A 26,811-nucleotide genomic window follows, 5' to 3' on the forward strand; every position below is an offset into this window, starting at 1 on the left:
CGAGGAACGTCGCGGGTACTACATCCTCTGAACGGGGAGGCAGGGGTGCGCGCAAGCATTCGTGCAGGTCAGGGCGTTGTGGCTGAGATAGGGAGCGAAGCATGATCGTTCAGGTGGGGTTGCGAGATTTATCGGCGTGTCGTTGCTGGTCAGAGGGGGTAAAATCGGGGAGCTGTCGCGCCCCGGCGCATCCCGTAAGGGAACGGAAACCACATTGATTGGTCATCGACGACCTGTCTTCGTTGTTGGTTGCTCACGGGCGTGTCCCGCGAGGGAACGGAGTCCCCTGTATCCCAACCTTGTTCGGCTTAGGTTGTTGCCCCTCCGGGCATATTCTGCGAGGTAAACGGAAGTTCAGGCGCCTTGTTGAGGCTCCCATCGAGCTGATGTCCGGGCGGCCGAGCGGTCCTGGACATGGTTCACGGCGAAGGGAAGTTCGTGGCGGGTCCAGACCTTATGGTCGCTACTGTCGGGTTGAACCCGGTGCCGGTGGTGTTGGCTGTTCTGACCAGAAAACCTGATCGAGTGATCCTGGTGCACAGCACCGAGTCTGCCGCCGTGTCGATACGTATCGCCGCACTGATCAGCAGCCTGACCGATATGCTCGCTCCCGAGGTTGATCGTTGGGATTGTGGTGGGGCCGAGGGCTTCTCGAGTACCCTTGAGTCGTTCAAGCGGTTGGCCGACGAAATGCTGGGTGGCGCAGACACCTACCTGTTGGATTACAGCGGTGGCAACAAGATCATGACGGCATGTGCGGTGTGGATGCATCTGCGCCATCACTGCGGGGGTGGGGAGCGGCAGCGGTCCTACGTGGACAATCAGACAGGCATGCTCGTCACCGGGTCGGCTGAGGACGCGGCGCTGACCGTTGTCAACGAGGGTCTGACGCTGTCGAATCTTGCTGAGTTGCACGGATATGTGCTTGATGACATCAAATTGGACTGGCAGCGGGCTCGGACAGTGGAGGTCGCTGATGTTCGGAGCCTGATCGTTGACGTTGACCGCGAACGTCCTCAGGTGGTTCGGCTCCAAGAGCGTCTGGCGCGGCTGACGCATGCGGCGGGTATTGAATCGAGGTGGCTCGACGAGGCATTCGAGAACAAGCGACGCGCCCGGGAGAAGGTTCAAATAGTCAAGGGACTCGCGCGGGAGTTGCTTGCTGTGTGTCTGCTCGCGCCGTTGGTGGACGACGGCGTTGAGGCGATGTTCTCAGTTTCCGTGACGGACCCGACTCGGCCTGGTCAGCGTCGCCTTGCCGAGCTTGATCTGCTTGTGCGGCAAGGGCATCGGGTCCTTCATGTCGAGGTCAAGTCAAGTGCCGAAGGGGCGCGGAAAGAGCTCGGGCAGCGAACAGCGTTCTCGCGGTTGGTGTTCGGTTCGGCTGCGGAGACCGCGACTGCGGCCACCGAAGGCTTCGTGCGGCATAACGGATGCGACTGGGAGGCTCTGACGACTAAACGGGAGGAGTTGACACGAGCCGCGCCCTGGTTGGGCAAAGTATCGATATGGCGGCTGGAGGCCGACTCTGACAAGGGTGTCGAGTTCGCGGCTGGTCTGCGGAATTGGTTGGCAACCGCGCCGGATCCAGGTGCGGTTGGCAATCCCGGTCCCGCCGTGAAATCGAACAGTGCCGTTGTCCCGGCCATTGGTACGAAGCTGGCAGTGATCGCTTCGTTGGAGCGAGTCGGTGATCTGTCCGATGGTGATGTGGTGGGGGTGGGAAATGGTGATCCTGCCCGGAATTCATGGTATTTCGACCGGTGTGAGGATCTGGGTGTTGAGGCCGACGAGGAGGTGACGGTGTTGCGCGGGTTCAGCGAGGCCGCCACTGTCGAGTTCGTGCCGGAAGCTGCTGCCGCGATGGTGACTCCCGGGCCGAAGGGAGTAACGGCAGGCTTGGTTCGTGCCGTTTATGCGGGCAACGGAACCGTCGGCCATGTTGGGCTGGACGGTCGTCTGCATACGTTCAGTGGGACGGAAGACCCTATGGGCGAAGAGCATGCACCCGCCGCGGGATATAGCGCGCGATGGGCCGACGTCCTGGATGGTCGATTCGACCCATACGTCAAGCAAGATGGTGCGCGAAAGTCGGTGCGCTCGGTGGCCGACTTATTGCGGGCGTGTTTGGCCGACACAGATGTCGAGTTCTGGTGGCCTGTCGAGCCACGGGTCAAGCATGTCCGAGACCCGCGCCCCGAGTTGCTGATCACGGGACGCTACGGATGTTGCTCGGTAAATGTGTTGCATCTACCCGAAGGCGAATACCCCTCGCCGGGGAAGATTCAGGCACAGAGAGAGCGTGGGGACGCCCAAAAAAAGCTGGACAATGAGGTCAAGCGGTACCGATTCGGCGTATTGTCCGCCTCCGCTGAAGCGGCGAACATGCTGGGCGATGCGCACCGGCCGCTCGTCGTGTTGCACAATCGGCGCGGAGCACGCGCACTCGGCAATCGGAAAGACATCGTCCGTGCGACGCTGATGAGCCATTCCGACAATCAGTGGGAAAGATTCGCTGAGATTGACCGCTGGCTGCCTCTGGGATTGTGGTCGGATGCGGATGTCCCGGCGGTACTTATCGACCGGGAGGCGGTCATTCAGCATCTCAACGGCCACCAGGGTTAGCGGGTCAGCCGCCGATCTCGAAAACTCCCAGCATGGGTATCTTCGCGCGGTGCCCACTCACACCCATTTCGGCGGTAGCGGCCGGATCGGGGCGGGTGTTCCAGCGTGCTGCGGTGAGCCACGCCGCGACGTGTTCGGGCCAGGACTGGTTGGTGACGCGGTCATGATGCCAAGTGGCGTCGGCCTTTTCGGAAGTCCAGCCGACTGCGCACCGAAAGGCGGTGATGAATTCGGTGCCGTCGTCGGCGACGATTCCGTCTTCGGTCAACGACAGGTAGCGGTCGGGGGTGTGGCGGAAGAGGTCTGCGGTGATCGCGACCGAACCGAGCCCCAGGGATTGGCCGCCACCGAGTTTGTGAGCGAAGGGGTGCCCGCTCTCATTGTTGGTGGTGGGGAAGCGTAGGACGAAGAGAAGGGCGCCGAGTTCAGCGTCGGTGAGGTTGGTGAAGGTGAGGCGGGCGGTGAAAGTGGTGCCGATCGGCAAGGGGGCGAGCGTTGTTGAGGTTTCGTCGCCTTCGTGGGGGTCTTGAGTGTTGTCGGTGACCTCGGCGGTCAATGCGTGATGGGATTCGACGGCCGTGCGCCACTGCTGCGCGCCGCCGTCGGTACCATCAGTGGGCCAGTGATGCCAATACCGTTCCCGTCCACGGTATTTCGGCGTGTTGTTGCTGTAGTCGATGGAGGGGGTGTGGGCGGTGGCTGTGGTGCCGGTTTCGTGGTTGCCGCCGTCGGGGGACAAACGGGTGTGGGCCGATTGAGGATTCGGGGATAGCAGCACGACGGGCAGCGCGGCGAGCGGGGTGACGCCTGTTGTCGCGGTCGCGTGGCCGACGCCGATGCGGGCCGCGATTTGCTGGTCGCCGTCGATGGCACCGAGCAGCGCGATGACCGCGTCGTTGGTTTGTACCGGAGTGCCGATCTTGCCGGCCCACGTGCCGCCGCCGTTGGCTACGGCTTCGGCGACGGTGTGGGTGGCGCGGATCGGGAACCCGCCACTGCCGCCCAGAAACGTGACTTCACCGTTCTCGGCGTCGAAGAATATGGGCCACCCACCCTTGCCATGCAGGTCGGCGGGTGTCGGGAACCCGGTCCAATATGGTTGGCGCAGAGTGAGTTCCAGTGTCTTCAACGTGTCGCCGTTGACGCGTATCGGTGCGTGCGCCCCGTGGTAGGTGTCTTTGGCGCTGGCGGAGAGAGCGGTGCCGGGATCGGCGAGTAGATAACAGTTGCGGGCAACGTGGGTGACCTCGCCGTTGCTCTCGTTCGCACGGGACGTGGCGACGCCGTTTGCGTCGAGATTGCTCAAGTTGGTGGGGAAGAAGGTCAGGGGCTGGGCGACAGGGGTGTCAATCTGGGACCGCCGCGCGTCGAGGTAGTGATCGAAGGTGTGCTCGCCGTAGCCCTTCTTAGGCGGTGGGGCCACGATCTGGATCGCGGATTGGCCGCAGGCGAGTCTGGCGGTGGCGTTGGCGCGCGCGGTGGACTCGTCGCGCCCGATCGCGAACACGACCGGGCGGGGTATCGCATTGACCCGCACGCGCGCACATACGACATGAACACGCGTTCCACGCAGTGCGCGGAGAACGTCACGCACATCACCGGAAGCGCCGCCCAACAGGTCCTCCCGGACGACCCTCCACTGCGCTGAGGGCACTTTGCGGCGATTCCCGAGCTGCTGCTGCGGGCACTCCCGCACGTACGCGGTGTCGGACTTGCCATCCCAGTCGAGCAACCCGACTCGTTGTTTGCCGACCTTGGCCGATGCGCCGCGGCGCTGCAGGTAGGCGTTATGCCGGATTTGAGCGACGTCACCGTCTTTTCCACGGACCGGATGTCGTTCCAGCACTGGAATATCCAACTCGGCAGGAAGCCCGAGTGCACCGCCGAGGACTGTAGCGAGTTCGGCGCGCAGCATTCCGCGCAGTGAGAAGGCAGGAATGGCGTGACGGCCGTTGTCTACCGGCCAGCGAAAGGGGTGCTTGTCGGTACATTGGCCGACGTGCAGGGGAGTCAGGGCGGTGATCGTGAGGTCGATATGTCCGGTATGCGCGCTAGGCAGCAGTCGGTCGAATGATCGGGTGGGGTCCACGTCGGGGGTCTCGTCACCGGATGGCCACAGCTGCGCGGCGGTGACCGTCGGGGCGAACGGCACGAACGTGTACGGGGCGGTAGTGGGTCGGATGCCGCCCGCGTTGTTCGGCGACGGCTTCTGGATGCCGGTGTGGCGGCGTGGGTTTCGCGATTCGATCGCGGCGGTGTCCTGGACCATCGGTGTGCGGAACTTGCCAGGCTTGTTCTTCCTCGCGGGCATCAGACCTCCTCGACGGGGTGGGGGTTGTCGCCGTAACCGGTCCACACCACGGCTGCGACTCGGACAGCGCCGGTGACCGCGTCGGTGGTGAAGTATTCGGTGGTGTGCGCGTAGCCGCGCTCACCGGTGAGCACCCATGGCACGACCGCGAGCTGACCTGATCCGTGCGTGAGTATGGTGAAATGGGTTCTGACCTGGCGAACTGTGCTGTCGGTGGCGATGAGGTAGGACCGCTGACGAGGCCGCACAGGACCGTCGGGTGCGGGGCCGGTTGCCTGAACCGGCCCGGCAGGGCAACGATTCGTGCGCGGTGGATCCGTGTCGACGACAGTCGGCCGGAACTGCCATGCCCGCCAGATGCCGTCGATGCGGGCGACGACGACCTCGCCGTCAGGACCGAAGAATCGCAGGCGTTCCAGACCTGCGGCCGGGCCGCTGCGGGGATGCCCGACCTGCGCACGGTCGAAGGCTTCCGAACCCCAGTGCCAGCGGTTGCCGTCGCGGACCGCGACGTCATAGCCGTGGAGATACGCGGCGAACGCGTGCTGGTAGGCAGCAACGTCATCAGGTAGCTCAGCGGCGGGGGAGCCGGTAGACCGGTCGACCAGCGTCTGAGCTACCGCGGAGTCGAGTTCGGTGACATCGAGTCCATAAACGGGCCCGATCATGGTGTGCCCCTGGTGATTTCGGTGACCAACGCGGCGACATCCGCGTGGACAGACGGGTCTTTCACGGTTTCGGTCCACGACAGTTCGCGGGTGGAACCGGTGGTGTGGAAACAGAATCCGACCGATTCCAGTTGCCGGCGGTGTGGGCCGGTGGCAGCGGCGAGCCCGTCGCGCAGGTCTCGCACGACCAACATCAGCAGGCCGCGTTCGGCCGCGGTGACGTCGACCGCTTCGATGCGCAGCAGTCGGCTGCCGCCGTAGTGGGCGGCCACCACGCCCTTGCGGCCCGGAATCGTCGCGCGGGTCAGGGGGTTGATCGGCACGCGGTCGAATACCACCGGTACCGCATCGCTCAGCGGCAACTCGTTGACCGACAGCCGTGAGGGGGTCGCGAGCCGGAAGTCGGGGTCGGCGGGGTGGGTGCCGAACAGGTCGCGCACCAGGGCGCGACCGCGTTCGCGGGCATGTTCGTAGGCGGTGCTCGGTTCGGCATCCGGTGCCAAGAGTGACGCGGCGACGAACTCGACGACCCGGGACGCGGTGGCACGCAACAGTGCTTTGACAGCTGACCCCGAGTCGACCGGGTACTCGCCGGGCACGGTGCGAACGGTAGACGCCAGGACCGACCCCGCGACGGTCTCCGCGACCCGCAGCTGCCCGGTGACCACCACACGATCACCCGTCGGCGGCGGGGGAGCCTCGGGAAGCGGACTGCACCACGGTGAGTCGGTGTCCGGGGTGCACGCTGCCCATCGGGTTCGCAGAACAGTGAGCGCGGTGCGCAACCTCGGTGTCGCTTGCGCGTCGTTGGTGAGGTCGCCGATGCGGTCGTAGGGGGTGGAATACCAGGCTTCGGCGTCGGTGGCATCGTTGGTCAGCGCGAGCCACCGGACCTGCCAATCCTTGGTGGTCACCGCGCCTCGGCCGGCGCGGGTGCGTTGACCGAACCTGATATGCCCGGCGTCGAGGAGTGCGCCCGCCGCGGCCACTGTGTCGACAATGGTCGCCGCCGCGGTGGCGGTGGCGGGATCGTCAGGTCGGGGCAGCCACACCTGCCACACCAGATCGAATTCGGTTCCAGCGGGCACTGTTTCGACGGTGAACACCCCGCCCGGCCGCACCGTGCGGGTCGCGGGGTCGACGGCGTTGCCGGTACGGCGCCGAGTCGACGTCGTGCGGGCGAGCATGTCGTGGGGACACAGCGCTGCCGGGTGATACCCGATGCCGGATTCGTCGATCGGCGCGACCCCGAACACCCTGCCGACACGGGCTCGATCCAGGCGGGCGGCGAGCGCGTGTCGTAACACTCCAGACTGGGCGGTGGCCGGGATCATCGGCGCACCGGTGTGCGGGTCGCGGTGGACCACGATGTCGGACAAGGCATCTTGGGCGGAGCTGTCTGCGATGGTGGTGTCGGCAGTGGTGGTGAGGGTCGCGGTCAGCAACAGTAGATCGTAGGCGGGAGCGAGCCCGCCGACGCCTGCGAATCGCCTCAGTTCGCTCTCGGAGTCGCGCAGTGTGCTCACGGGATCGCCTCTTCAGTGGTGCGGGCGCGCTGGAAGGTCAGTACGACAGCGCGGGCCAATGCGAACATGATCGCGTGGCGATGGCTGTCGAGCCATAACGGCACCGTTGTCGGACCACCCAGATCGACCGTCGCGAGTGGCTGTGTGCAGGCCGCCTGGTCATCGGCGGGCAGTGCCTGCCATGCGTCGTCGGCTCGCTGCGGACTCGCCGCGGCGCGCAGCCATGCACCTAAAGATGTTGTGCCTACCTGAATTCCATTCAGGGTGGCTTGCACGGGGCCTGGGCTTTCGCCGGGCTCAGGCGCGAACGAGTCGAGCAGCGCCAGGAGGTCGTCCGGGGTGTCGAGTGCGGTGCGGAGCCGTCCGAGGAGCGAGACGCCGAGCCCGTTGGTCCCGGTGGTGAGTGTGGTCGCGACCAGCGTCTCGGCGGTGCCACGGACCCAGCGTTGTACCGCGGTGTCGAACAGGTGCTCTTGCAACAGCTCGAGTTGAGCTGCGGCCTTCTCGTCGATGTCACCGGGTGTGGTGTGTGCCGCGCGGGGGATGTGACAGGCGATGGCGTCGTGTACTCGCACACCGGAGGTACGCGGGACCATGGCGAGAATTCCGAGACCGTCGATAACACGGTCACCGACACGATGGGCCAGGACCCGCGTCCAGTCGTGCCCGGACACCTCGGCGCTGACCGCGACGGTGACGACGCTGCCGGCGCCCGCCGCCCAACGGGCGGGCCGCATCCGACCGTATCCGGCGTGCGCGCCCCCGACCTGAGACCTGACCACCGACACCCCATGCGCTGCTGCATCAAAGCCGAAGCGGTGCAACAGAGTACGGACATGATCGCCGAGTGCGTTGGGGTTTGTCGCGCCGTTGCTTGGGTCGGTCAGCAGTGCCGGCGAATGCAACACGAGGTCGACCTCCTCGTGTGGTTCGGTGCTGCGAACCGGAAGGCTCACCGGGCTGTCGCTGAGCCGACCTACGGTGACAATCGCGTCACCACCGTAGGAACCATCGGCACCGGACCCAAACCGCACCAGTTCGCCCTGACGGCGGTCGGTGTCGAGCAGGGCGTGGATGTCCTCGCGAAGGTCCGCTTGCCGCGCGGGGTCTCCGCTGATCCGGAACCACGCACGGAACTGGTGACCGGGTTCGAGCACCGTGAACGAGATCGGCCCGAACCCCGTGCTCGCACCGCCGGCACGCGGCCGAACAAGACGGGTGTGGGTGCGGGTACGGGTCCGCGCGGGCACCCAATCGATTCCGGTGAACGCGGCCAAGCCCCGCACGGACTCCGGGGTGTCGGAACCGGCGTAGTCGGTACGGGCATCATGGGCCAGATCGTGGTCACCGCCGCGGGCCTTCACCCGACGCAAGGTGCGCGGGGTGGGAAACGCGGGGAACAGGGTGTCGTTGGTCTCGACCATCGGAAACCCTGGTGCGACAGCCACATCCCCGGAGACGATAACCCGGTCGAGCTGCGCGGGGTCGCACCGTTGGGCGAGCACACCGCGCAACACTGATCCGTTGATCACCGACAATGTCACCGGCGCGACGGTCGGACCATCACCGCGCAACAACAGCTGCTCGGTCGTGTCGAACACCACCTCGACGAACTGAAAGCCGTTGGCGCCGTGGAGTGGAGCAGGTGTGCTCATCGCTGGTCCTCTTGGGGGAAAGCCAACGCGACCGTCGCGTCGAAATCGCCGTCGAGGCTGCACGTGACGTGGCCGCGATGGTCGGATGCCCCGTGTCCGATCTGCCGCAACGCCAATACGCTCAGGGCCAGGAATCGCAGGTCGTCGGCACTCGGGTTCTCGCGCCAGCTCAGTGGCGCCCGCAACAACACTCCCGGGCGGATCCCGCGCGTGAATCGCAACGACCCCGCCAGTGGTGCGCCGTTGTCCGCGATCGCGGTCTGTCCGATCTCCACGGTGAGCCCCCGGGTGATCTCGCGCCGCACCATCGCCACCGGTGCGAGCCCGTGCTGGGCAAAGCGCCGGCCCAACGCGGCCAACGTGGTGTCGACCTGGGCGGTCGCCGCGGCGGGCCACTTCGCCGCGCCCACACTCAGCAATCGCGGGGTGTTGCCCACCGAGTAGGCATTGCCGAACAGTGCCGTCGCCGAAGTCACCGCAGTCGGGCCGCCCCCGGGGCCTGCCAGTACCGTCAGCGCCGCGTCCCGCAGCCGGGCTGACATCCGGTTCTTGGGGATGTAGGGAATCCCGTTGGCGTCACACACGGTGTCGATATCGACACCGTGTGTGTTGACGGGGTCGGTGCCGACCACACACGGAGTCCGCACGAGCACCTCCAGCATCGATGGCGCGGGAGTGGTCATCAGCCTGTGGCTCCTTTCCAGGCATTGCCGGTGGTGTCGGCCTGGACGGGAGTCAGGTGTTCATCGAGGAGTTCCAGTGCGGCCAGCACGTGACCAGGATCGGGGTCGGCGGGTAGGGCGAGCGGCGAACGGCCTGCGATCTTGCGTGCCCGGTTGAGCTGTTCGACCGCGCGCTGTACTGGGCTTTCACCTGCGGATTTCCCACTGGCGGCGGCGCGGCGCAACGTATCTCGACACCAGCCACGGTGCAACGAGAAGTCCGCGCCGTTGAGTGCGGACTCGGTGCCGCCCAACCACGTGCCGAGGAACGCACCCAGGGAGGAGTCGGGCTTGTCGGCGCGGTGGGCGAACGGGCGGGGATCGTCGATGCCCCACGCCTCGCGGTTGCTGGACACTGCGGCCGGATCGGCGCAGCCTCGATGCCAGTCCACGGCGTGATAAATCGGTTTACGACCGTTGCGGTGTCGAGCACGTGACTTGGCTGATCCGCACAGGGTTTCGGCCAGGTCGTGCGCCTGGACCAGCGGATAACCCGACGGCACCACCGCGATGCCGACGCCGGCCGTCGGTCGCTGCCCGAACAGGTCCGCCAGCACCGTACGCGGGTCTTCGGGCTCGGCATCGGCATCGAGCCAGTCCGTGATCGCGGTGGCCAACCACCACGCGATCCGCGACTCACACACCAAGACCAGGTCGTCACCGGCCAACACCCACGGACGCACGGGCAACACCCATGCCCTGTGCTCACCGGGACCGACTCTGGCGAGCGGGAACTGCATTGTTTCCGGTATGCCGCCGACCACTGGATTGCCGGTCGCGGGATCCGAAATCAACGATCCGGCGATCCGGCTCACAAGATGTGTCCCCAGAGCCGGACCCAACGCGCGTAACGCATCACTTGCCTGCCGCAATCGGGCGGTGGGGTTTTCGCCGGCCGCGAGTGCCTTCAGCAGGCGACCGATCCCGTTCAGGTCGGCGACGATGACCGCCACCTGACTGGATTCGCCGTGTGTGCGTCCCAGCTGGTCGATCTCGCGGCTCAACGTCAGATGAGCCCGCAGCGGTTCGGGAACAGCGGCGAGGAACTGGCGCACTTGCTCGTTGTGGAACCTTTCGCCCTCGATCGCCGACCGAACGACCTCGCCCGCGCACGCCCGCCTGTCCCGATCCAACATCTCCGCACCTGCTCCGGTGACCGCGCACCGCAACGCCGCCCACGGCGCCTCGCCCGCGATCGACACCGCGGTCGTGTGGCGGGCCGCCAGCAACGCCCGCGGTGCGTCCACCACCGCTTGCGCCACGTCTTCGTGGGAGCAGAAGTCGATGTGCACCACAGGACTGAGAGCGTCCGACACCTCGGCAAGACGCCGGGTGTACCAACGGGCGAACTGATGCGCGAGCTCAGGATTGTCGTCGGTGGCGTTGTCTACCCGCACAGAAATCCGGCCGGCCCCTGCGAACACCAACTCGACTCCGGCGCAAGGATTTCCGTCCAGCACGGCGGTCGAGGTGAGTTGCTCGACCTGGTGGGACCGACCGATGGTGTCGATGAGTGTCCTGGAACGAAAGACGAAGTCCTGGATACCCGTAACCTGGACGTGCACGACAGCGACCACGTCGCTCCCTTCATCAGAAGATCGACTATATGAGCATGCCAGTGTGTTGTCAGGCGAGCAGCGACAGTTCAGTCGTTCGGCCGACAGTGCGCGTGGACTACTGGTCGTCCGGCCAGTCGTCACCGCTCGGCGCTGGGCGGAAACACCGTGGTGGTGGCGTCGGGGTTGGCCTGTCGCTCGGCGATCAGGTGGCGAACGAGTTGCTTGGCCCGTTCGAATCGGTCATCGAGCGACTCGGTCAGTGCGCTCGCGTGCCGCTCGCGGTCGGCGGCCACGATCTGCTGTGCTTGGGCGCGTCGGGTGGCGTCCCGGTGGGCGGCGTCAGCGCGAGCAGCTCGGCGGATGGTCCGGTCGGCGGCGGACCGTGCCAGGTGCAAGGAGAGTGCCTGGTGGCGGGTGGGGGAGTAGAAGCCGACGAGTAGGGCCACGAGCGCGAGCATCGTCATCAACGCCACGGTGAAGGTGGCGTCGGGCCAGAAGGCGCTCCACCAGGCGGTGTGCTCGATTCTGGCGAGATCGGCCGCGTCGAGCGGATCGACACTCGCGGCTATCGCGGCGGAAACGGCGTGGCGGGCAGCGGAATCGGCCAACGATTTGGTGCGCAGGACCGCGATCGCCACCACGACCGCGACCATGGTCACCAGCAGCGCACACGTGGCGAAACCCGGACCTCGACGTGCATCGGGTGTGGTGCGTTGGAGGCGTCGTGATTGGGCGAGCCGGACACCCAGGATGTCCCACAGGGTGATGTAGAGGATCAAGAACGCGATCGCGCCGAGCGTGACCGTGCGCTCGCCCGCGGTGGGGAACACCACCGACAGGGTCGTCTCCATCAGCGGCACCTCGATGATCGAGGCGACCAGAAGCACGCTCTTGCAGGCGATTTCGAACACAATGACGGCAAGGAACGGCCACGCCAGGTAGCGCTGCAGCAGGCGACGGTCGTGTTCGGTCGCGGCGAGATGCTGCGCGTGACGGCTGTCGACCGACAGTGCGGTGTCGAACGAGGTGGTGATCATTGCGGCTCCCTACTTGTGCGTCTGTCTGGGAAGTCCGGGACCGAAATCGAGGCAACGGCTTTCACGCCTGTGAGGGGTTGACAGATGTGGAATCGGACGCCGATAGTTGGTGCACCGTTCTCGGACGGGCATAACTGAAGAATGTGGCTGGTGTCATCCACGCCGGTGCCGTTAGGGCGCTGGCATGAAGTGGAGGACACACCTCATGAACGACTTCACCGACGCCGGCCACCCGTTCCCCTGCACTGCCCGTGCGGGGTCGGATTTCTGTGTCCCCGAGGCGATCCGCGAGCGGTTTGTACCGATGGCGTTGGAGGTCGCGCGTCGTGTTCGGCGCGGCGCCCGCGTCGGTGTGGGACACAGCGCAGCGCTCTCGATCGGTTACCGGGTCGCCGCGCTGTCGGAGGATCCGCGGTTCGCGTTCCAATTCGATCGCTGCTTCGCGTTGTTGCAGCGTGCTGCCCTGTGCCCCGACCACTTCCGTGCCGATGAGGAAGCCGTCGCCGCGAGCATGCAAGGCTCGCGCAGGATTGTGCGGCTGCGCGCGGTGCCGACGGGCCTGCGTTCGGCGATGCTGGTCTATCTGGCCGCTGATCGCGCCCACCGACCGACAGCGGCCAAGGATGTGATCTTCCGACTCGATCGCGCGGTCAAGGACTTCGGGCGCGCATTTCTCGCCGAGACGGCCTTCACATCCCGTCCCGGACGATGCATAGCAGCCTTGCGTGATGCGGACAACAAACCGCTGTTCACCGAGGTCGAAGCCCACGTCGCCGACCTGTTGGTCCGTGGCGTCTCGTTCGGTGAGGCCATCGCGGCCCGGATCGTGCTCGGACGGTGCGAGGACTACGACGCGGCGCAGTACGTGCGTCGGCTCTCGCAGCAGTGTGCCCGCGCCGTCGACGCCGACCGCACCGGATTGTTGGTTCGATGCACCGACCCGGAATTGTCGGCCGCGCTCGACAACGTTCGGTCTGAGGCTCGGTGGCGCAGGGGGAAAGTCGGCGGGGACGGCGAACGCCGGGCCGAAGTTCTGTACGACACGTTGTTGGGGTGGGCGCAGGAATTGTTGGTCGGCAGTCTCGACGAGCACATCGAGCGCACCGGCGTCGAACCCGTTGAACCCGGCCATGTTCCGGCGTACTCCGCGACCGAATACCTGGTGTTGCTGCGGTCGGTTCGAGAGACCAGGTCGTGGAATGGGCGGCGGCTCACCGCGGCTCAGTGCCGACAGGTCGAGACCGAGATCTCGGAACTGACACCGCAGTGACTTCGGCAAGTCGCTGTCGGTGGCCGGTTCGATCTGGTCCCCGAAGTACCGAATAACGCTTGCGAAGGAAGGATTTCACCATGTCGGCGACGAAGAATCCCCCAGCCGCTTCGACCGATCTCGAGGCGGTGGCGTTGAGTATGGAACCTCGGCTGCGGCACCGGGTGACGGCGTGGTGGGCTGGGCGACGCGACGGTCGCAAAGGACTTGTCCCAGACGCCGAGACCGGGCTGACGCCGTACCTGCATCTGGTGTGCGCGGTGAACTCGACGATGGTGGAGTCCGAGCGGTTGCGGACGACACAACAGTGCGCGCCGTTGGACAAGGAACGTGCGCTGCTTCTCGAACGTCGCGAACGGGCCCAGGAATACCTCGATCAGGACGAGGCCCCACCGGACGGATACTCGATGGAGGCAGTACGAGCACGCCGGACAATGACGGCGGCGCAGGCCCGATGGTTGCTCGAGACAGCGCGCGCGACGGAGCGGATTTCCGAAGTCGATGAACTGCGCGCCGAGCGGGTGACGGTGGGGGAGTTGCGGATTCGACGGTGCACGCAGCGGACCGATCAGTTGGTCGCCATCTATTGGCGGATGTTCCAACGCACCCATGCCCACGCCGAGGAGCTGCGCGCGGTGTACCGCGTGCCCGCGGTCCCGATCCCGCCGCACCCACTCAACCCCTGATTCAGCAATAGCGCACACGAGGAGTCGCCATGTTCACCAACCGTTTTCGTCGCCGGCGCGACGTGCTGCCGGTCGACGCGCCGGCCAGCCTTCCCCTGGACCAGTCACCGGTTCCCGACATGGTCGAGTTGGAGGCGGAAGTGACCGAGCGGATCGGCAAACTCATCGCAGCCGGCGCGACCGACGAATTCTGTGCGCACGCCCTCGATGGGTATCTCGATGCGTGGCACGCCGAGGTCGCCGTCAGTTTGGCGGGTTTGGCGATGGAGCAGCGGCGGGTGGACCGATCGTTGGTCGACACGATGCAAACTCGCGCCGACAATGCCTTACGGGCCGCCGAACTGGCCGAGCAGGTGGCACAACGCAATCGAGAACGGGCCGATCGAGCGTGGGCGGAGCATGATCCTGCAGCACCCGTTACTGACACAGAACGCATGAGGTTGGTCCGATGAACAGCCTAGTGGTTGATTCCACAGGAGCAGACGGTCGCGTGGTACCACGGCTGGCAGCCGCTGCCGTTCGTCGAGGAGGTTCGTATCGACGAGGCCTGGACGCTCGATGCTGTGACGGATCGGATCTTTCGCAACATCGGACATAGCTAGAGGCCGGCGTCCACGCGACTGGACGGTCGTGTTCGACTGTTCCCACCCGAGGAAGCCCCGTCGACGCCGCCCGCACGCCGACAAGTACTTCTTAACGGGTGCCATGCCGACCATTGACAGATTGGGCAGGCCATTCCGTTGCCGATCGCAGGAGCATGTCGTAGACATGTACGTACCCGCAGTACGGCGCCCCGTATCAGGGATACGGGGGGCGCGCTCGTTCGACCTATCGGGCTACTCGAATAGGTTCGCAATCGGGTTGGCTGCTCCAGGGGGCATCGCGAGCGCGTGCCCGTCGAGGTACTTCAGCGCTTCGATCTCGTCCTCCGACGCGGCGCCGAGAACGTCGCCGGATTCTGGATCGACCCGCTTGCATCCATCGATTCGGTACCCAGGTCAGGGCGAACCGGCGTTTGTCGGTCGCCGCGCTCCATGTGACGCCCGCGTACAGCGCCAGGAACCGGCCAAGTCGAAAGGCTGCGATTGCGTTCGACCGCGGACCGACCACCCAGTAGCCACGAACGGACAGCCACAGATTGACGCCGCTCGTGGTGAAATCGGCACCGATTGCTTTCGTCGGATTTCGCGACCGTCGATGAAGCCGGGGATGGGCAAGTGGTCCCCGAACTGCGGGCCGGAGGTCTCGGCGCCGCCGGCGCGGCATGGGAGGATTGCGCTTCAGACCGCCGCCCGCCTTATCGAACGATGACGTCCCGGGACCGTATACGCGAACCCTATTTCTCCGTCAGCTTCGTCCTGATGAACGCGAGGGTATTTTGGGAGTCCCGGACGGCGTCCTGATACACGGCTGGGGATTTACTTGCCAAGCTGGCACGGATTGCCAGAGCACTTTCGGCGAGGGGCAAGGCATCGCGTCCACGACCCGTTTCGGACAGATGAATCGCAAGATTGTTTCGCGCCATCGCCAGCGATGCGATGTGCGCTTCGTACATCGATTTGACCAATTGCTCGAAAAGAGCTACGGACTCTTCTCCTGATGCAACGGCATCGTCGTGACGTCTCACATCCCGAAGACGCATCCCCAGGTTGTTCAGCGACATCGCATAATCTCCGAGTTGCGCGCTCGGTCGATCCAGCGCGAGTTTCCGTCGTATCTCCACTGCTTCGAATTGCATGTCGAGTGCCAGGCCATGGGCCTCTGACTCGGCGAGCGCGTGACTGTGGTTCGCCAGCGACATGGCAAGGCCGACGAGGTGGGCGTCGGGATTTGCGCGGGCCAAGTCGCGATACAGGGCGACGGCCCTCTGAGTATAGACAAGTGCCTCATCTTGTAGCCCGGCTCGAATCAGAGCATTTCCGAGATTGTTCTGCGCGAGCGCGTAGTCGGGGAGGTAAGTGGCGGGCTCGCGAGCAGCAAGGCCTTCGAATATCTCGACGGCTTCCTTGATGAGCGGAGCGGTTTCGGCCGACTGTCCGACACTCTTGAGTCGGCGACCGTGGTTGTCCAGGGCACGCGCCAGGTCCGCGAGGACCTGTTCGGCATCTGCGACGTCCGCCGTGCCTCCAGCAAGGCTACGGTAGATTTCGACCGCTTCGATCGATCCTGGAATCGAGTCCTCATCGCGCCCAGCTTCACTCAAGAAGGTGCTGTGGTTGTCCAGCGCCGCGGCGAGATCTGGCAGAGTGACAGGTTGGCGGGTCGCGAGCCTGCGCGCGAGTCGCACTTCATCCGCGGATACTTCGACGGCTCGACTCGTCTGTCCGGAAAGATGAAGCACGATCGCGTAGTTGTTCAAGGAGAGTTTCAGCTCGAAGGCGTTGTTGTCGGAGGCATGATTCTCATAGGCGTCGCGGCAGGAGCTTACTATTTGCGCCGCCGCGTCTGCCGCCTCGGCGTACTTTCCGGCACGATAGAGCCTCAATATGTGCTTATTGAACAACTTTGCGAGCGGTTCGTCATCCGTTCTTGTCGCCAGTCTCCTTTCTAAGAGTGCGGTACTGAAAACTGCTGCTGCGAGATCTAACTCGACATGGGGGCCATTCGGGAGATTGTCATCGAGTATCTCGAGTATCTCGAGCTCGATGTCGGGTATCTCGGCGATCCTGGTCAAGGTCTGGCCACCTGCGCTGATGACACGATGTGGGTGATGCCGAACGAGCGGATAGAGAACCTCTGTCAAGATGTGCGGCCAACGATGTGCGGTTTCCACCAAGACAGTGACAGCATGGGATGTCCAGATCGGCGCCTTCGTACCACTGGACACGAGTGACTCGGGCGCGGAAATGCTCCAGTCGTCCGGCTGCCACTCGGCGAACGTATGGCCGGGGGTACTGAGCCCGATGAGGTCTTCGCCGAGTCGGTCCGGTTGCAGGGGGTCGAAGACGGAATGCGTCTCTGTCGCCGGGTAACAGTACGTGTGGTCATCGATGATCGAGTCGGCACGGTGTTGCGAATCGGCCAGTCCCACCGCCGCGAGTGCCGCGCGCGCGTCAAGACGAGGCAGCGATCCTGTCAACGTGGATGTGACTACTGCCCGGTTCATCACTTCGGGAGGTGTCCCCCGTCGCCCTTCTGGTCGCGCGTGAAGAAAAAACCAATGCGCGCGCTCTCGTTTCAGCAGATGGGCGGACAGAGCATGCGGATCGGTCGGGATGGCCGCAGGGCTCGACATGTCGACGCTGACAAGTGCGGCCATATGAATAGACAGAACCGTCGCGAAAGGGGGCGAGTCCAGGTCGAAGACCTCTGCGTCGACGTTGTTCGATGGAACTTCCAGTGCTGAGCCGAAGGACTTCGCCGCATCGTAGAACAGTTCGTGCCGGTCGATCTGCTCGCCCAGTGGAAGCAGGTGGTGCGTGTGACTGTCGATATTGAACTCACTGTCGATCCGATCCGATACAGCGGTCCACCAGTAGCCTGCGGAGCGGGCAAGCATTAGAACACGCACAACCAGGCCGGTGCGCAGGGACAACGCGTTCATATCGGCGACCAGTCCGAGCAGATCGGTCGGCTGCCACCTGTCGGCGTAGTCGACGACGACCAGCACACCTTGTTGCCCGGTCAAGGTGCTTCGGCTCTCTCCTGTCCATGCCGGGGTATTGGTGACACGCCAGACCGCCCAGCCCGCGGCTTGCGCGTCGGTGACTATCTTGGTAGCGAGCCTCGTCTTGCCTTGCCCGCCCGGACCGCGAAACATATACGCGGACACCGGATCTCCGGCGGCCAACCACGCCGCCACACCGTCGAGTTCGCTGCCGCGCGCAGTGAAGGGCACCAGCTGATAGCGGGGATGGAGCAATTTACTGGGTTGGCGACGTGCTGTCGACGGCGACAGGGCAGCAGGCGCGACCGAGAATGATTCGACCCGGTACGGCGGTCGTCCGGTAGCGACGACGACATCGCCCGAGACACCCGAGATCTGGACGACATCGCCGAACACGACGATGCCGGTAACGGACTGCCCTGCTACGGGCCCATGCCATCCGGTCATCGTTCGACTTCGATGTCACAACCGGGTCGGCCCGTTCGGAGGAAAGCATCTTCATCGACTACTCGATCGACCAGTGAGGATGGTCGCGCCTGAACTGTCATGACTTACCGATCTGTGGGCGTCCCGGTGGGGCGCGGGTTAAGGTGCACGTTTCGGCGCACACCGGAGATCTGGACGGCGTCGCTGCCGATGGTGCTGTCGGCGATGGACTGGGCGATTCGAGGTATCGGCCCGCTCGTACGTTCCGGCGGCGGTGCGGGAGACAGCGATGTCGGCGTTGTGTCTCTCGCTGCGAACGGTCGGAGTGCTTCGGCGAGGGCGCGTTTCAAGGTTAGGTGGCTGCGGTGGACGGTGGAGTCGGGACGGATGACGGTGGAATGGTCACCGGGGAGTGTGAAGCGACGTTCGTCGTCGAAGACGAAGGTCGCCGATCCGGAGCGCACCACGCCGTCGGATTCGCCCGCGATCGCCCAGATCGGGATCGGCACACCCGGCACCCGCGCGGATGCGCAGTGCACGATGCGTTCGATGACCACTTGCTGGGCCGCAGTCACCTCCTCGTTGAGGGGGCGCAGTTGTCGTTCCTGTGGATGTGACCACCAGCGCATCGAATGGCGCAGTGCGCGAAGAAGGTCCGACCCCTGATTCGGGCAGGCGAACATGACGACGCCGACGATGTTCGACAATTCGTCGAGCCGCCCCGCGCGTAGTCGCTCGGCCAGGAATCGCTGCGCCACCAGGCCGCCCATACTGTGTGAAACGATCACCACGGGCCGGTCTTGCGGCTCGCCGCGAAGCCATTCGCGAAAACTCGACGCCATGTCCGCCAGATCCGGTATCCGCCGGAGCGGACCCAGCCGTAGCACAGGAGTGGCGTAGGAGAACCGCTTGATCGTCACGCCCGCCAACTCCCCGTCGGCCGTGATCACCTCGGCGAAACGGTCCCAGGTTCGTTCATTCGAGAAGAAGCCGTGCACCAGCACGAGCGTCGCATCCATCATCTATTCGTCCCATCGTTCGGGCTTTGGCCCATCTAGAGCCGGAGCCGTTGCGACCGTTTCGACGGGGTCCGTGCCAGCGGTCTCGTTATATTGCTAGCGCGGGCGCCGACTGCACCTGACCGCGCGCCAAGCTCACCGGTCGATGTCAAGCTCGCCGACATCGTGGATCTGGTCCACCTGGCCGCTGATCCGGCTGCGGGTCACGAACTGGCCGTAAAGAGCTGTCGGATCGGGTGGAGTGGGCTCAGAGGTGCCATATTCCGCCGACGGTGCGGCGGGTGACAGAGCGGTGTATTCGTCACCGGCCCCTCGGCGGATATGCACACTTCCGCGGACACCGGAGATCTGTATGACGCCGCCGCCCACCTCCGACCCGGTGACGGACTGACGGATGCCTTCCGCGGAATCGTCCTCGCCCTGCGGAGCCGACCTTTGACCACTGCCGCCGCGGCGCTGGGCCGCAGACGAGGACAGGGCGCCGTCCTCGACGAGGTGGAGGACGAATTCCGCCGCATTGCGCGCGGCGAGCGGCTGGGCTTCGTCAGTCTTTCCGGCCGCGAAATCGCAAATGCCTTTGATAAGAAGGCATTCCACGCCGCCCAATCGAGCCGCAGCATGGAACCCGATGCCTTCCATGTCCCCACCGATTGCGTCGGGGTGGCGCCGCCGGAGTTCGGCGACCACGGGCGGAGCGTCGACCAGTTTGTTCCACGCCAGCATGAGACCGACACGAACAGGCGCATCGGATTTCCGCGTCCAGGTGCGCGCCGCGGCGCGCGCGGCGTTAAGCAATAGGGTCGAGGGCATGACGGTCTCACCCCGCAGGTGTTCTTCGATGCGGCCGTCGAGTTCGACGAGTTTGCCGTGGTCGAGGTCGCGGATCCGCTCGGAGACCAGGATGTCGCCGAATCGCTGGGTCTCGGGGCGCAGTCCGTAGCAGATGCCCACGATCAACGCGTAGTCCGGGGCGATCTGGCGCACCGCGCTTGCTGTGACGGCAAGCGCCCCCGCCCCGCCGCCGGATCCCTGCGAACCCGCTTGCACGACGAAGAGTTCGACCTCGTTGATCGCCCCCGCCGCGAACACTGGCACCGCGCCGGCGTAATCGGCTCGGATGTGTCGACCCGTGCGTTCTTCGAGGAGATCGAGCATCACGTCGCGCTCGACATCAGCGACTGTGACGACCAGCACACGGGTCGACTCCATACTCTGCTTCTCCCCAAAAGTTCCGGCTTTCCGGGCGTCGAGGTTCGACGCGCAGCGACTTATCACGATTACAAGATTAATCGACAAGTCATATGTGTCAAGCTGACGAAAAAAAGTTGATCTACTACGGTGTGTAGGGTGCCTCCCGAAGCTGCAACCGACTACTGCCGCCCTCGAACGACCGCCGACCTGGTGGTTTTGACCATACGCGAGGGCGTGTTGCAGGTTCTGATCGTCAAGCGTGGAACGGAACCGTATCGGGGCCGCTACGCGTTGCCGGGTGGATTCATCCATCACGGCGAGACGGCCGCCGAAGCCGCGCGTCGGGAGCTGCTGGAGGAAACCGGTCTGGACGGCGGATCGCTGCCGCTGGAACCGATCAGCTACTACGACGCCGTCGACCGCGATCCCCGCGGACGCATCGTCACCTTTCCGTTCCTAGCAGTCGCCCCGGACCTACCCATCCCGCACTCCCATTGCGACTCCGATGCCTGGGCCGCGACTTGGAAGCCGACAGCGACATTGCTGACCGATGAGTCCATCCTGGCCTTCGACCACGCCCAGATCCTCGCCGACGCTGTGACAGTGGCTCGGAACAAGTTGCGTTACACGACGATCGCCACGAACTTCTGCCCCGAAGAGTTCACGATCAGTGAGTTGCGCGCGGTTTACGAGGCAGTTTGGGGACTCGAGTTGGATCGGGCGAACTTCCACCGAAAAGTGAAGAACGCCACGGAGTTCATCGTCGAGACGGGCAACGTTCGCCCGGGAGCGGAGGGGCGACTGGGTCGGCCAGCGAAGCTCTACCGCGCAGGCGACGGTGACGAGCTAAGCAGTCCTATTCTCTTGACCCTCTCGGCACGCCGCGACTGAGCGCGACAGCTCGGGCCGTTGTCGGCCGATGTTCGGCGCATTGCGACTTTGGTGTTCTCGGCTGTGTCGGCGAAGTCGGTGAGCTGCAGTTTGATGCTTGTGACCTGGCCGTTATTGGCGCGGATTGGCGGCCAGAACAAGCACGTGCTCTGGCCTGGGCATTCGGCGTGCGGGTCGCTCCCGGTCCGGCTCAGACAACACGACGTCGAATTGGGGAGCCGGACCGACCGGCAGATCGAATGTCTGGTCGGAGCATCGGTGGTCGCCTGGCCGCCAGTAGAAATCTCGAACTGGCTGTCAGAGCGGCAGAGAGTCGCTGAGCCCTTCGATCGATGTACTAGCGAACTCGGTGGCCTCGTAGTGGCGGCTTGCGCAGGTGAATTAGTGTGCTCCCCGCGCGAGCGGGGATGAGCCCGGGCCACCGATCCTTTGCACTCACATAGCCTAGAATGAGTAGCTGATCGCCAATGGTGCCCGAACAGCCGACCCGCAGGGCAATGCTGGAAGCTGTTGGCTGCGCCCCACAGAAACCCCACAGTTTTGGCCGGAATCGGTGGGAATTCATGGGTATCGTTGAGATGTCCGGATTCTCGAAACATGTTGATACTGAGTACTATTGGGCAGTGATGGGTGCGGTTTGGGCAACTGGAACCCGCGCCAAGTGGTCGCAGGTTCAAATCCTGCTAGCCAACAACACGGAGCGCGGGACCAGAACGGGACCGAAGGTGGTTCCACTGAGCTACGAGTCCCAGCTGAACGTCACTTCTATCACGCAGCAGCGCGGTCGGTGAACGTCCCCGAGTGCTGAGCGTCCGTCACTTCGACGGAGTGGTTGCTGAATTTCGCTTTGTAGAGTCAAGGTGCGTGCGCGGACCGAAGGCGGGCATTCCTCTGGCCCGCTTCTTCGATCAACCGAGGAGAGCCGGGTACGACACCAGCCGTCCCCGCCCGACCTACCACAACAGACAACGAATCCGCCGGCACTCTGCCCGGTCGACTGGCTGTGGTCCGGCCGAATACGGTTCTGGCAGCTTCGATACGCACTGAACTGGGATCCTGGCCGTATACGAGCGCGGCCCGACTGGAGATTGGAACCTGATCGCGATGTACTGGGACCGAAGGCGGAAGTGAACCAATGACCAGGTGGTGGGACGAAATCCCGCGCATCGACCGTCTGCTGTGGCCGATCATTTACATGCACTCCGTCGAGTTCGGTGACGAGATGTGGCGATTCGCCCCGATACTGCGTGCCGAGCTCGCCGCGGACCCAGAGCATCGGGACAGAGTTCGCGAGGCCCTCGACTTCGTGATCGCGCGACGCCCAACACCGGAGGAGTGGTTCCACCCCACCTACATTTGGTTTTTCGATCAACGCGAACTGGACGAGTACCTGCAGGCCTTCCACGACTACCTTTTCGGTGATCGTCCGGAGCCGATCTACCCTCCCGACAGCGAGCGGCTCCCGCCGGAGCCGGACCCCGGTTCATTCACCAACGATCAATGACGGCCGGACGAAGACGGACGGGCTGCCCGACCAGTCACCAAGCCGCTCATCAGGTGTGAGCGGATTGCTGAACGGAATCCGGTGAGGTCGGTGGTATCGCGACCGGTGGCCGTGTGGCCCTGTTCTGGGTTGGCCTGCATTGTGATCTCGCGCCCGTCATACCTCGAGGGCGCCGGGGGCGTCATTGCTGAGCAACCCTTGACCTGTGAGCCTCTACGCGTGAACGGCAGGCCGTACCGGGCAGGCGGTGAGCCGACATTCGATGCTCAACAGCAGGTTCGCGATGTGGCAGAACCTGATTCAGCAAATGTGAGCCGTATTCCGTTGTTGCGGTTGTGGTCTGGATGCTATCGCTGCGAAAGGATGCCCATGGATACCGCCGAACGAGCAATAGCCGATCAGCCCTCCTGCGTCCGTCGAAATCGGTGGCTGTTGATCGCGAGCGCGGTCGGCGCGGTGATCGGGTTGACGCTGGCCGGCGGTGGCCTCCAGCACCTGAAACCGCTGTTCGGCGTCGAGAGCGATTCGGTGATGTTGTCCGAACCAGATGTGCTGCAGGGGCTTCCGCGTCTGACCGGTCCCGAGATCGAGCATGAGGCCGCGACGGTCAAGAGCACCTACGGTGCGGATGTCGACTCGGTAGTCGCCACCTACGGCGCCTCGAATGGGCAGCCCGAGCTCATGGTCCATGTGGTGGCCGCGTCCTTGCGGAACCCTGAGACCAACCTCGACCGGCTGTTGACGGACACGCTCGGCACCACACCCCGTGACGTGACGAGGGTGGATGCGGGCCCATTGGGCGGTATCGCCCAGTGCGCCACCGCCGAAACCGCCAAGGGCTCGACGGCCCTGTGTTCGTGGGTGGCCGACAACAGTTTCGGCAAGATCGTGTGGGTGGGTGCCTCGCTGGCCGACGTGACACGCGCATTCCCGCACATCCGAGGGCAGCTGGAGAGCTGATGACGCCTGACCGGCCACGGCGGCGATGGCCGCTACGTCCTCGGTTCAGCTATGCCGCAACGGCTTTGGGTCCATAACGGCCTGTGTCCGGCGATCGGTGTGTATCGCCAGTGGTTCCGCTGACCTGAACTACTTCTTCTGCGGCACGATCTGGCGTCCCGTGTGCTGACCAACGGACTCCAGTCCTGAACCGGCTTCTGCCGTACCGGACTGTCGCCGTCCAGTAGGTAAATTGGTAGGTCGCACCGCCTATTTACGGTGTTCAGTTGATCAGGATCGGTGCCCCGTCGGACGGCACATGCGTGATGTTGCGGACCCGGCCTCGCGTGGTCGCGGTTGCGGGCAGGGACAAGGTGCGGCGGCGGAGGATCTCTTGGAGTACCGCCGCGCCTTCCATCAGCGCGAAACCCGCGCCGATGCAGCGGCGTACCCCACCGCCGAACGGCAGCCAGGTGTTCGGCGCCACACTGCCGTCGAGGAAGCGGCCGGGGCGGAACGTCGCGTCCGGGAAGGCTTCGGGTCGTTTGTGTGCGAGGAGGATCGAGGGTGCGACGACGGTGTCGGCGGGCAGGTCGTGGCCGCCGATTGTCATGTCGCGGGTGAGCTTTCGTACGACACCGCCGATGACCCAGTGGTAGCGCAGTGCTTCCTTCATCACCGCTTCGAGGTAGGCGGTGTCGCCGTCGAGCGCGGCTCGGCGGGCGAGGTTCTGTTCGGTGGGGTTGGCGGCCAGTTCGTGTAGTGCCCAGGACAGTGCGGCAGAGGTCGTTTCGTGGCCGGCGGCGAGCAGGGTGACCAACTGGTCGCGGAGTTCGTCTGGGGTGAGCGGGGTGTCGTTGCCACTACCGGTTGCCATCAGTCGCGACAGCACATCCGCGCCCGAGGTGTCGCTGGACATGCGGCGTTGCTCGATCTCGGCGTAGAGGTGGGTGTCCAGGCTGGCGCGGTCGTGGTGGAACCGTTTCCAGGGGCCGCGGTTCTGTAGGGCTGGGTAGCGGGAACCGAGCAGGGTGAGCGGGGCGATGTCGGTGATGCGGCGCATGGGTGGACCGAGTAGGTCGCGGCGGCTCGGATCGGCGACACCGAGCACCACCTCGCCGATGACGTCGAGGGTGATCCCGGTCATCGCATCCAGGCTGCGGACCGTCGAACCGGCCTGCCAGGTCTCCACGTGGGTGGCGGCGATCTGCTCGATCATCTTGCGGTAACCGGTCAGGGCTGGCCCGGTGAAGGCGGGCATCAGGAGGCGGCGGGCACGAGCGTGTTCGGCTTCGTCGGTGATGAGCACCGAATGGTCGCCGAGCAACGGACGCAGGATGCCGTTGCTCTCGCCGGCGTGCAGGTCGGTGGGGGAGGCGGCGAAGATCTCGCGGATGTGTTCGGGGCGGGTGAATACGACGAGATGTCGGGCGTACGGCGGCACCATGCGCAGGGTGAAAGTGTCGCCGTATCGGCGAGCGGTGGCGGTCATGAACCGCTCGCGCGCTTGCACATACCGCATCGTTTGCGCGATCGGGGGTAGTCGGGGGCCGGGCGGGTACATGGCGACGTCCTCTCCTGGACACCTCACTCCACGGTAACCTCAGTTGCTCGGTCCGGGTGTCGATTCGGAAGTCCACGAGTTCGCTGCTTTGTGGGCAGCGCGGCGGAATGGTGTTTTGTCTGGATTGTTAGTCTTCGTGGATGATTTCAGCACCGCAAGGGTTTTGGGCGGTGGCGGGGGCTGCGTTGGTTTGTTCGATGGTGGGGTGTTCCGGCGAGAGCACCGCCGCGACTTCGCCGCGTTCGTCTGCGCCGCCCACCACCACGACGGTCAGGCCGACTCAGACCGATGGCACGTTGCCCGACGGCACCGACGCGCATGGCTACCGGAACTCGTTCGCGCGATGTAAGGACACCGAGCGACTGGTGCTGCTGGTCAGTCAGACCACCGGGCGACCGGTGAGCACTTTTCAGGGGACCCAGGTGGGCGGCGATCAGCGATTTGTCGTGTGTGAGGACGAGTCCGCCACCCGGGTCATGCGGGCGGTGGCGCCGGCGCTGCGGCCGGATCCCTTGGAAGGTGTCTTCTTTACCTTTACCGCCAATAGTCAGCAGTTCGTGGCCGATGGGATGAAGATCGACCTGGCGCGCGCGACGATCACCGTTACCGACGATCCGAAACACCCCGAATTCCGTGCGGTGACGTGGACGGTTAACGAGTACTGGAGTGCGGTCTACTGATTCGCCTGAACGGTGGATTCAGCGCGTGATCCCCGAGGGTGGGGTGCTCAGGATCTGATGGATCGCTCGGGCCGCGCGTGTCGGGGACGGGTGCCATGGGGCGAAATCGTCGGTGGGCCAGGCGTATACGGGGACATCGTCGGCGAGCAGCGAGCTGAGTTCGGGTTGGCCTAGTTCGACGGCCGACCATGCGTAGAGGTGGTGGACGCGGGGAGCGATGATGCCGATGTCGAGTAGGCGGCCGAAGCCGTGCTCGTCGCTGATGTAGGTCTCGACGTTGTCGGACAAGGGGTAGCGGTCGGGCAGAATTCGCGACAGTGACAGGAACATGCCGGTCATTCCCAGTCGCGGATCGCCGAGCAGTGGTGCTACCGGCGCGAGCCAACCGAGCGCCAGGCGTGGCGCGGACACCAGGGCGTGGGCATACAGCACCCGGATCAGCACCAGGTTCATGAAGAACCGCTCGGTGCGACTTTCCTGCTGTGCGAGCGCGCGGTTGGCGAGATAGCCGGCCACGATGCTGGAGTTGTGGGCGCGATACCAGTTCGCCGAGGTCGGTTCGGCGATGAAGCGGATCGTCAGTTCGACGCTGGCCGTGGACGGGGTGCCGCTGACTCCTCGGGCCAATGCTCGCGCTTCCCAGCCGTCGCGCAGCAGTTGCTCGTTGATCGCGCGCCACCACGGGCTTCCCGGTCGCGGGTCGGTGGGCGGTCGCAGCAGGCCCCGGTTCAGCTGCCAGTGCATGAACGCGGTCGCCGCGCGCTGGAAAGGTAGTCGGCGGGAACGGGATTCGTCGTCGTAGAGATGCTCCAGTGACTTCAACCGCCCGTGTGGATCGTCTCGGACGCCGACGACTTGATGTTCGGCGAACATCGCGGCATCCGAGAGCGGCACGGGCCGATTGTCGCACGGGTGAGCGTCCGAACGCAGG

General features: G+C 64.8%; 20 protein-coding genes. 8 read left to right on the plus strand and 12 right to left on the minus strand.

The features are described 5' to 3' along the window. Nucleotides 1–414 precede the first annotated feature (414 nt). Complete coding sequence (locus tag ACFW6D_RS09110; protein WP_379326357.1) at nucleotides 415–2,625, plus strand: hypothetical protein; 2,211 nt, start codon at nucleotides 415–417, stop codon at nucleotides 2,623–2,625. A gap of 4 nt (nucleotides 2,626–2,629) precedes the next feature. Here ACFW6D_RS09110 and ACFW6D_RS09115 read toward each other — a convergent pair whose 3' ends face one another. From ACFW6D_RS09115 to ACFW6D_RS09145, 7 genes are all read right to left on the minus strand, one after another. Continuing rightward, nucleotides 2,630–4,936 (minus strand): hypothetical protein, encoded by a 2,307-nt coding sequence (locus ACFW6D_RS09115; protein ID WP_379326359.1) that lies wholly within the window; start codon nucleotides 4,934–4,936, stop codon nucleotides 2,630–2,632. Continuing rightward, nucleotides 4,936–5,604, minus strand: coding sequence for a hypothetical protein (locus ACFW6D_RS09120; protein WP_379326361.1), 669 nt, complete (start codon nucleotides 5,602–5,604; stop codon nucleotides 4,936–4,938). The genes ACFW6D_RS09115 and ACFW6D_RS09120 overlap by 1 nt, the downstream gene beginning before the upstream one ends. Continuing rightward, the gene (locus tag ACFW6D_RS09125) at nucleotides 5,601–7,130 is read right to left on the minus strand and encodes an RAMP superfamily CRISPR-associated protein (RefSeq protein WP_379326363.1); all 1,530 of its coding nucleotides are present in this window, start codon (nucleotides 7,128–7,130) and stop codon (nucleotides 5,601–5,603) included. The genes ACFW6D_RS09120 and ACFW6D_RS09125 overlap by 4 nt, the downstream gene beginning before the upstream one ends. Next, nucleotides 7,127–8,785, minus strand: a complete 1,659-nt coding sequence (locus ACFW6D_RS09130) for a hypothetical protein (RefSeq protein WP_379326365.1) — start codon at nucleotides 8,783–8,785, stop codon at nucleotides 7,127–7,129. The genes ACFW6D_RS09125 and ACFW6D_RS09130 overlap by 4 nt, the downstream gene beginning before the upstream one ends. Beyond that, nucleotides 8,782–9,468, minus strand: a complete 687-nt coding sequence (locus ACFW6D_RS09135) for a hypothetical protein (protein WP_379326367.1) — start codon at nucleotides 9,466–9,468, stop codon at nucleotides 8,782–8,784. The genes ACFW6D_RS09130 and ACFW6D_RS09135 overlap by 4 nt, the downstream gene beginning before the upstream one ends. Continuing rightward, a complete protein-coding gene (locus ACFW6D_RS09140; protein WP_379326369.1) occupies nucleotides 9,468–11,084 on the minus strand; it encodes a hypothetical protein in 1,617 nt (538 codons plus the stop codon). The genes ACFW6D_RS09135 and ACFW6D_RS09140 overlap by 1 nt, the downstream gene beginning before the upstream one ends. A gap of 119 nt (nucleotides 11,085–11,203) precedes the next feature. Next, nucleotides 11,204–12,103 carry a hypothetical protein gene (locus ACFW6D_RS09145; RefSeq protein ID WP_379326371.1) on the minus strand — a complete coding sequence of 300 codons (900 nt, stop codon included), beginning with the start codon at nucleotides 12,101–12,103 and terminating at the stop codon, nucleotides 11,204–11,206. A 205-nt stretch (nucleotides 12,104–12,308) separates the two neighbouring features. Here ACFW6D_RS09145 and ACFW6D_RS09150 point away from each other — a divergent pair, with 205 nt between their 5' ends. The 3 genes from ACFW6D_RS09150 to ACFW6D_RS09160 all read left to right on the plus strand — a co-directional run bounded on the left by ACFW6D_RS09150 (nucleotide 12,309) and on the right by ACFW6D_RS09160 (nucleotide 14,511). Then, a complete protein-coding gene (locus tag ACFW6D_RS09150) occupies nucleotides 12,309–13,373 on the plus strand; it encodes a hypothetical protein (protein ID WP_379326373.1) in 1,065 nt (354 codons plus the stop codon). Between the two features lie 80 nt (nucleotides 13,374–13,453). Further along, entirely contained in the window at nucleotides 13,454–14,059 is a 606-nt protein-coding gene (locus tag ACFW6D_RS09155; protein ID WP_379326375.1) for a hypothetical protein, read from the plus strand. Between the two features lie 29 nt (nucleotides 14,060–14,088). After that, nucleotides 14,089–14,511, plus strand: a complete 423-nt coding sequence (locus ACFW6D_RS09160) for a hypothetical protein (protein ID WP_379326376.1) — start codon at nucleotides 14,089–14,091, stop codon at nucleotides 14,509–14,511. Between the two features lie 884 nt (nucleotides 14,512–15,395). Here ACFW6D_RS09160 and ACFW6D_RS09165 read toward each other — a convergent pair. From ACFW6D_RS09165 to ACFW6D_RS09175, 3 genes are all read right to left on the minus strand, one after another. After that, nucleotides 15,396–18,113: a tetratricopeptide repeat protein gene (locus ACFW6D_RS09165; RefSeq protein ID WP_379326378.1), complete on the minus strand. Its 2,718-nt coding sequence runs from the start codon at nucleotides 18,111–18,113 to the stop codon at nucleotides 15,396–15,398. 104 nt (nucleotides 18,114–18,217) lie between these two features. After that, on the minus strand, nucleotides 18,218–19,114 hold the full coding sequence (locus ACFW6D_RS09170; protein WP_379326380.1) for an esterase/lipase family protein: 897 nt from the start codon (nucleotides 19,112–19,114) through the stop codon (nucleotides 18,218–18,220). A gap of 132 nt (nucleotides 19,115–19,246) precedes the next feature. Beyond that, a complete protein-coding gene (locus tag ACFW6D_RS09175) occupies nucleotides 19,247–20,320 on the minus strand; it encodes a hypothetical protein (protein ID WP_379326382.1) in 1,074 nt (357 codons plus the stop codon). Between the two features lie 192 nt (nucleotides 20,321–20,512). Between ACFW6D_RS09175 and ACFW6D_RS09180 the strand changes: the two genes are divergently transcribed. The 3 genes from ACFW6D_RS09180 to ACFW6D_RS09190 all read left to right on the plus strand — a co-directional run bounded on the left by ACFW6D_RS09180 (nucleotide 20,513) and on the right by ACFW6D_RS09190 (nucleotide 23,657). After that, a complete protein-coding gene (locus ACFW6D_RS09180) occupies nucleotides 20,513–21,193 on the plus strand; it encodes an NUDIX domain-containing protein (protein WP_379326384.1) in 681 nt (226 codons plus the stop codon). A gap of 1,135 nt (nucleotides 21,194–22,328) precedes the next feature. Continuing rightward, a complete protein-coding gene (locus ACFW6D_RS09185) occupies nucleotides 22,329–22,697 on the plus strand; it encodes a hypothetical protein (RefSeq protein ID WP_379326386.1) in 369 nt (122 codons plus the stop codon). A gap of 369 nt (nucleotides 22,698–23,066) precedes the next feature. Then, complete coding sequence (locus tag ACFW6D_RS09190) at nucleotides 23,067–23,657, plus strand: hypothetical protein (protein ID WP_379326388.1); 591 nt, start codon at nucleotides 23,067–23,069, stop codon at nucleotides 23,655–23,657. A gap of 262 nt (nucleotides 23,658–23,919) precedes the next feature. Here the strand turns inward: ACFW6D_RS09190 and ACFW6D_RS09195 are convergent, their stop codons facing one another. Then, on the minus strand, nucleotides 23,920–25,200 hold the full coding sequence (locus ACFW6D_RS09195; protein WP_379326843.1) for a cytochrome P450: 1,281 nt from the start codon (nucleotides 25,198–25,200) through the stop codon (nucleotides 23,920–23,922). A 140-nt stretch (nucleotides 25,201–25,340) separates the two neighbouring features. Here ACFW6D_RS09195 and ACFW6D_RS09200 point away from each other — a divergent pair, with 140 nt between their 5' ends. Beyond that, nucleotides 25,341–25,880, plus strand: a complete 540-nt coding sequence (locus tag ACFW6D_RS09200) for a hypothetical protein (RefSeq protein WP_379326390.1) — start codon at nucleotides 25,341–25,343, stop codon at nucleotides 25,878–25,880. An 18-nt stretch (nucleotides 25,881–25,898) separates the two neighbouring features. Here the strand turns inward: ACFW6D_RS09200 and ACFW6D_RS09205 are convergent, their stop codons facing one another. Next, the gene (locus ACFW6D_RS09205; RefSeq protein ID WP_379326392.1) at nucleotides 25,899–26,774 is read right to left on the minus strand and encodes a hypothetical protein; all 876 of its coding nucleotides are present in this window, start codon (nucleotides 26,772–26,774) and stop codon (nucleotides 25,899–25,901) included. Between the last annotated feature and the right edge of the window lie 37 nt (nucleotides 26,775–26,811).

Origin of the sequence: Nocardia sp. NPDC058705, from assembly GCF_042749305.1 — a bacterium.
GTDB lineage: Bacteria > Actinomycetota > Actinomycetes > Mycobacteriales > Mycobacteriaceae > Nocardia.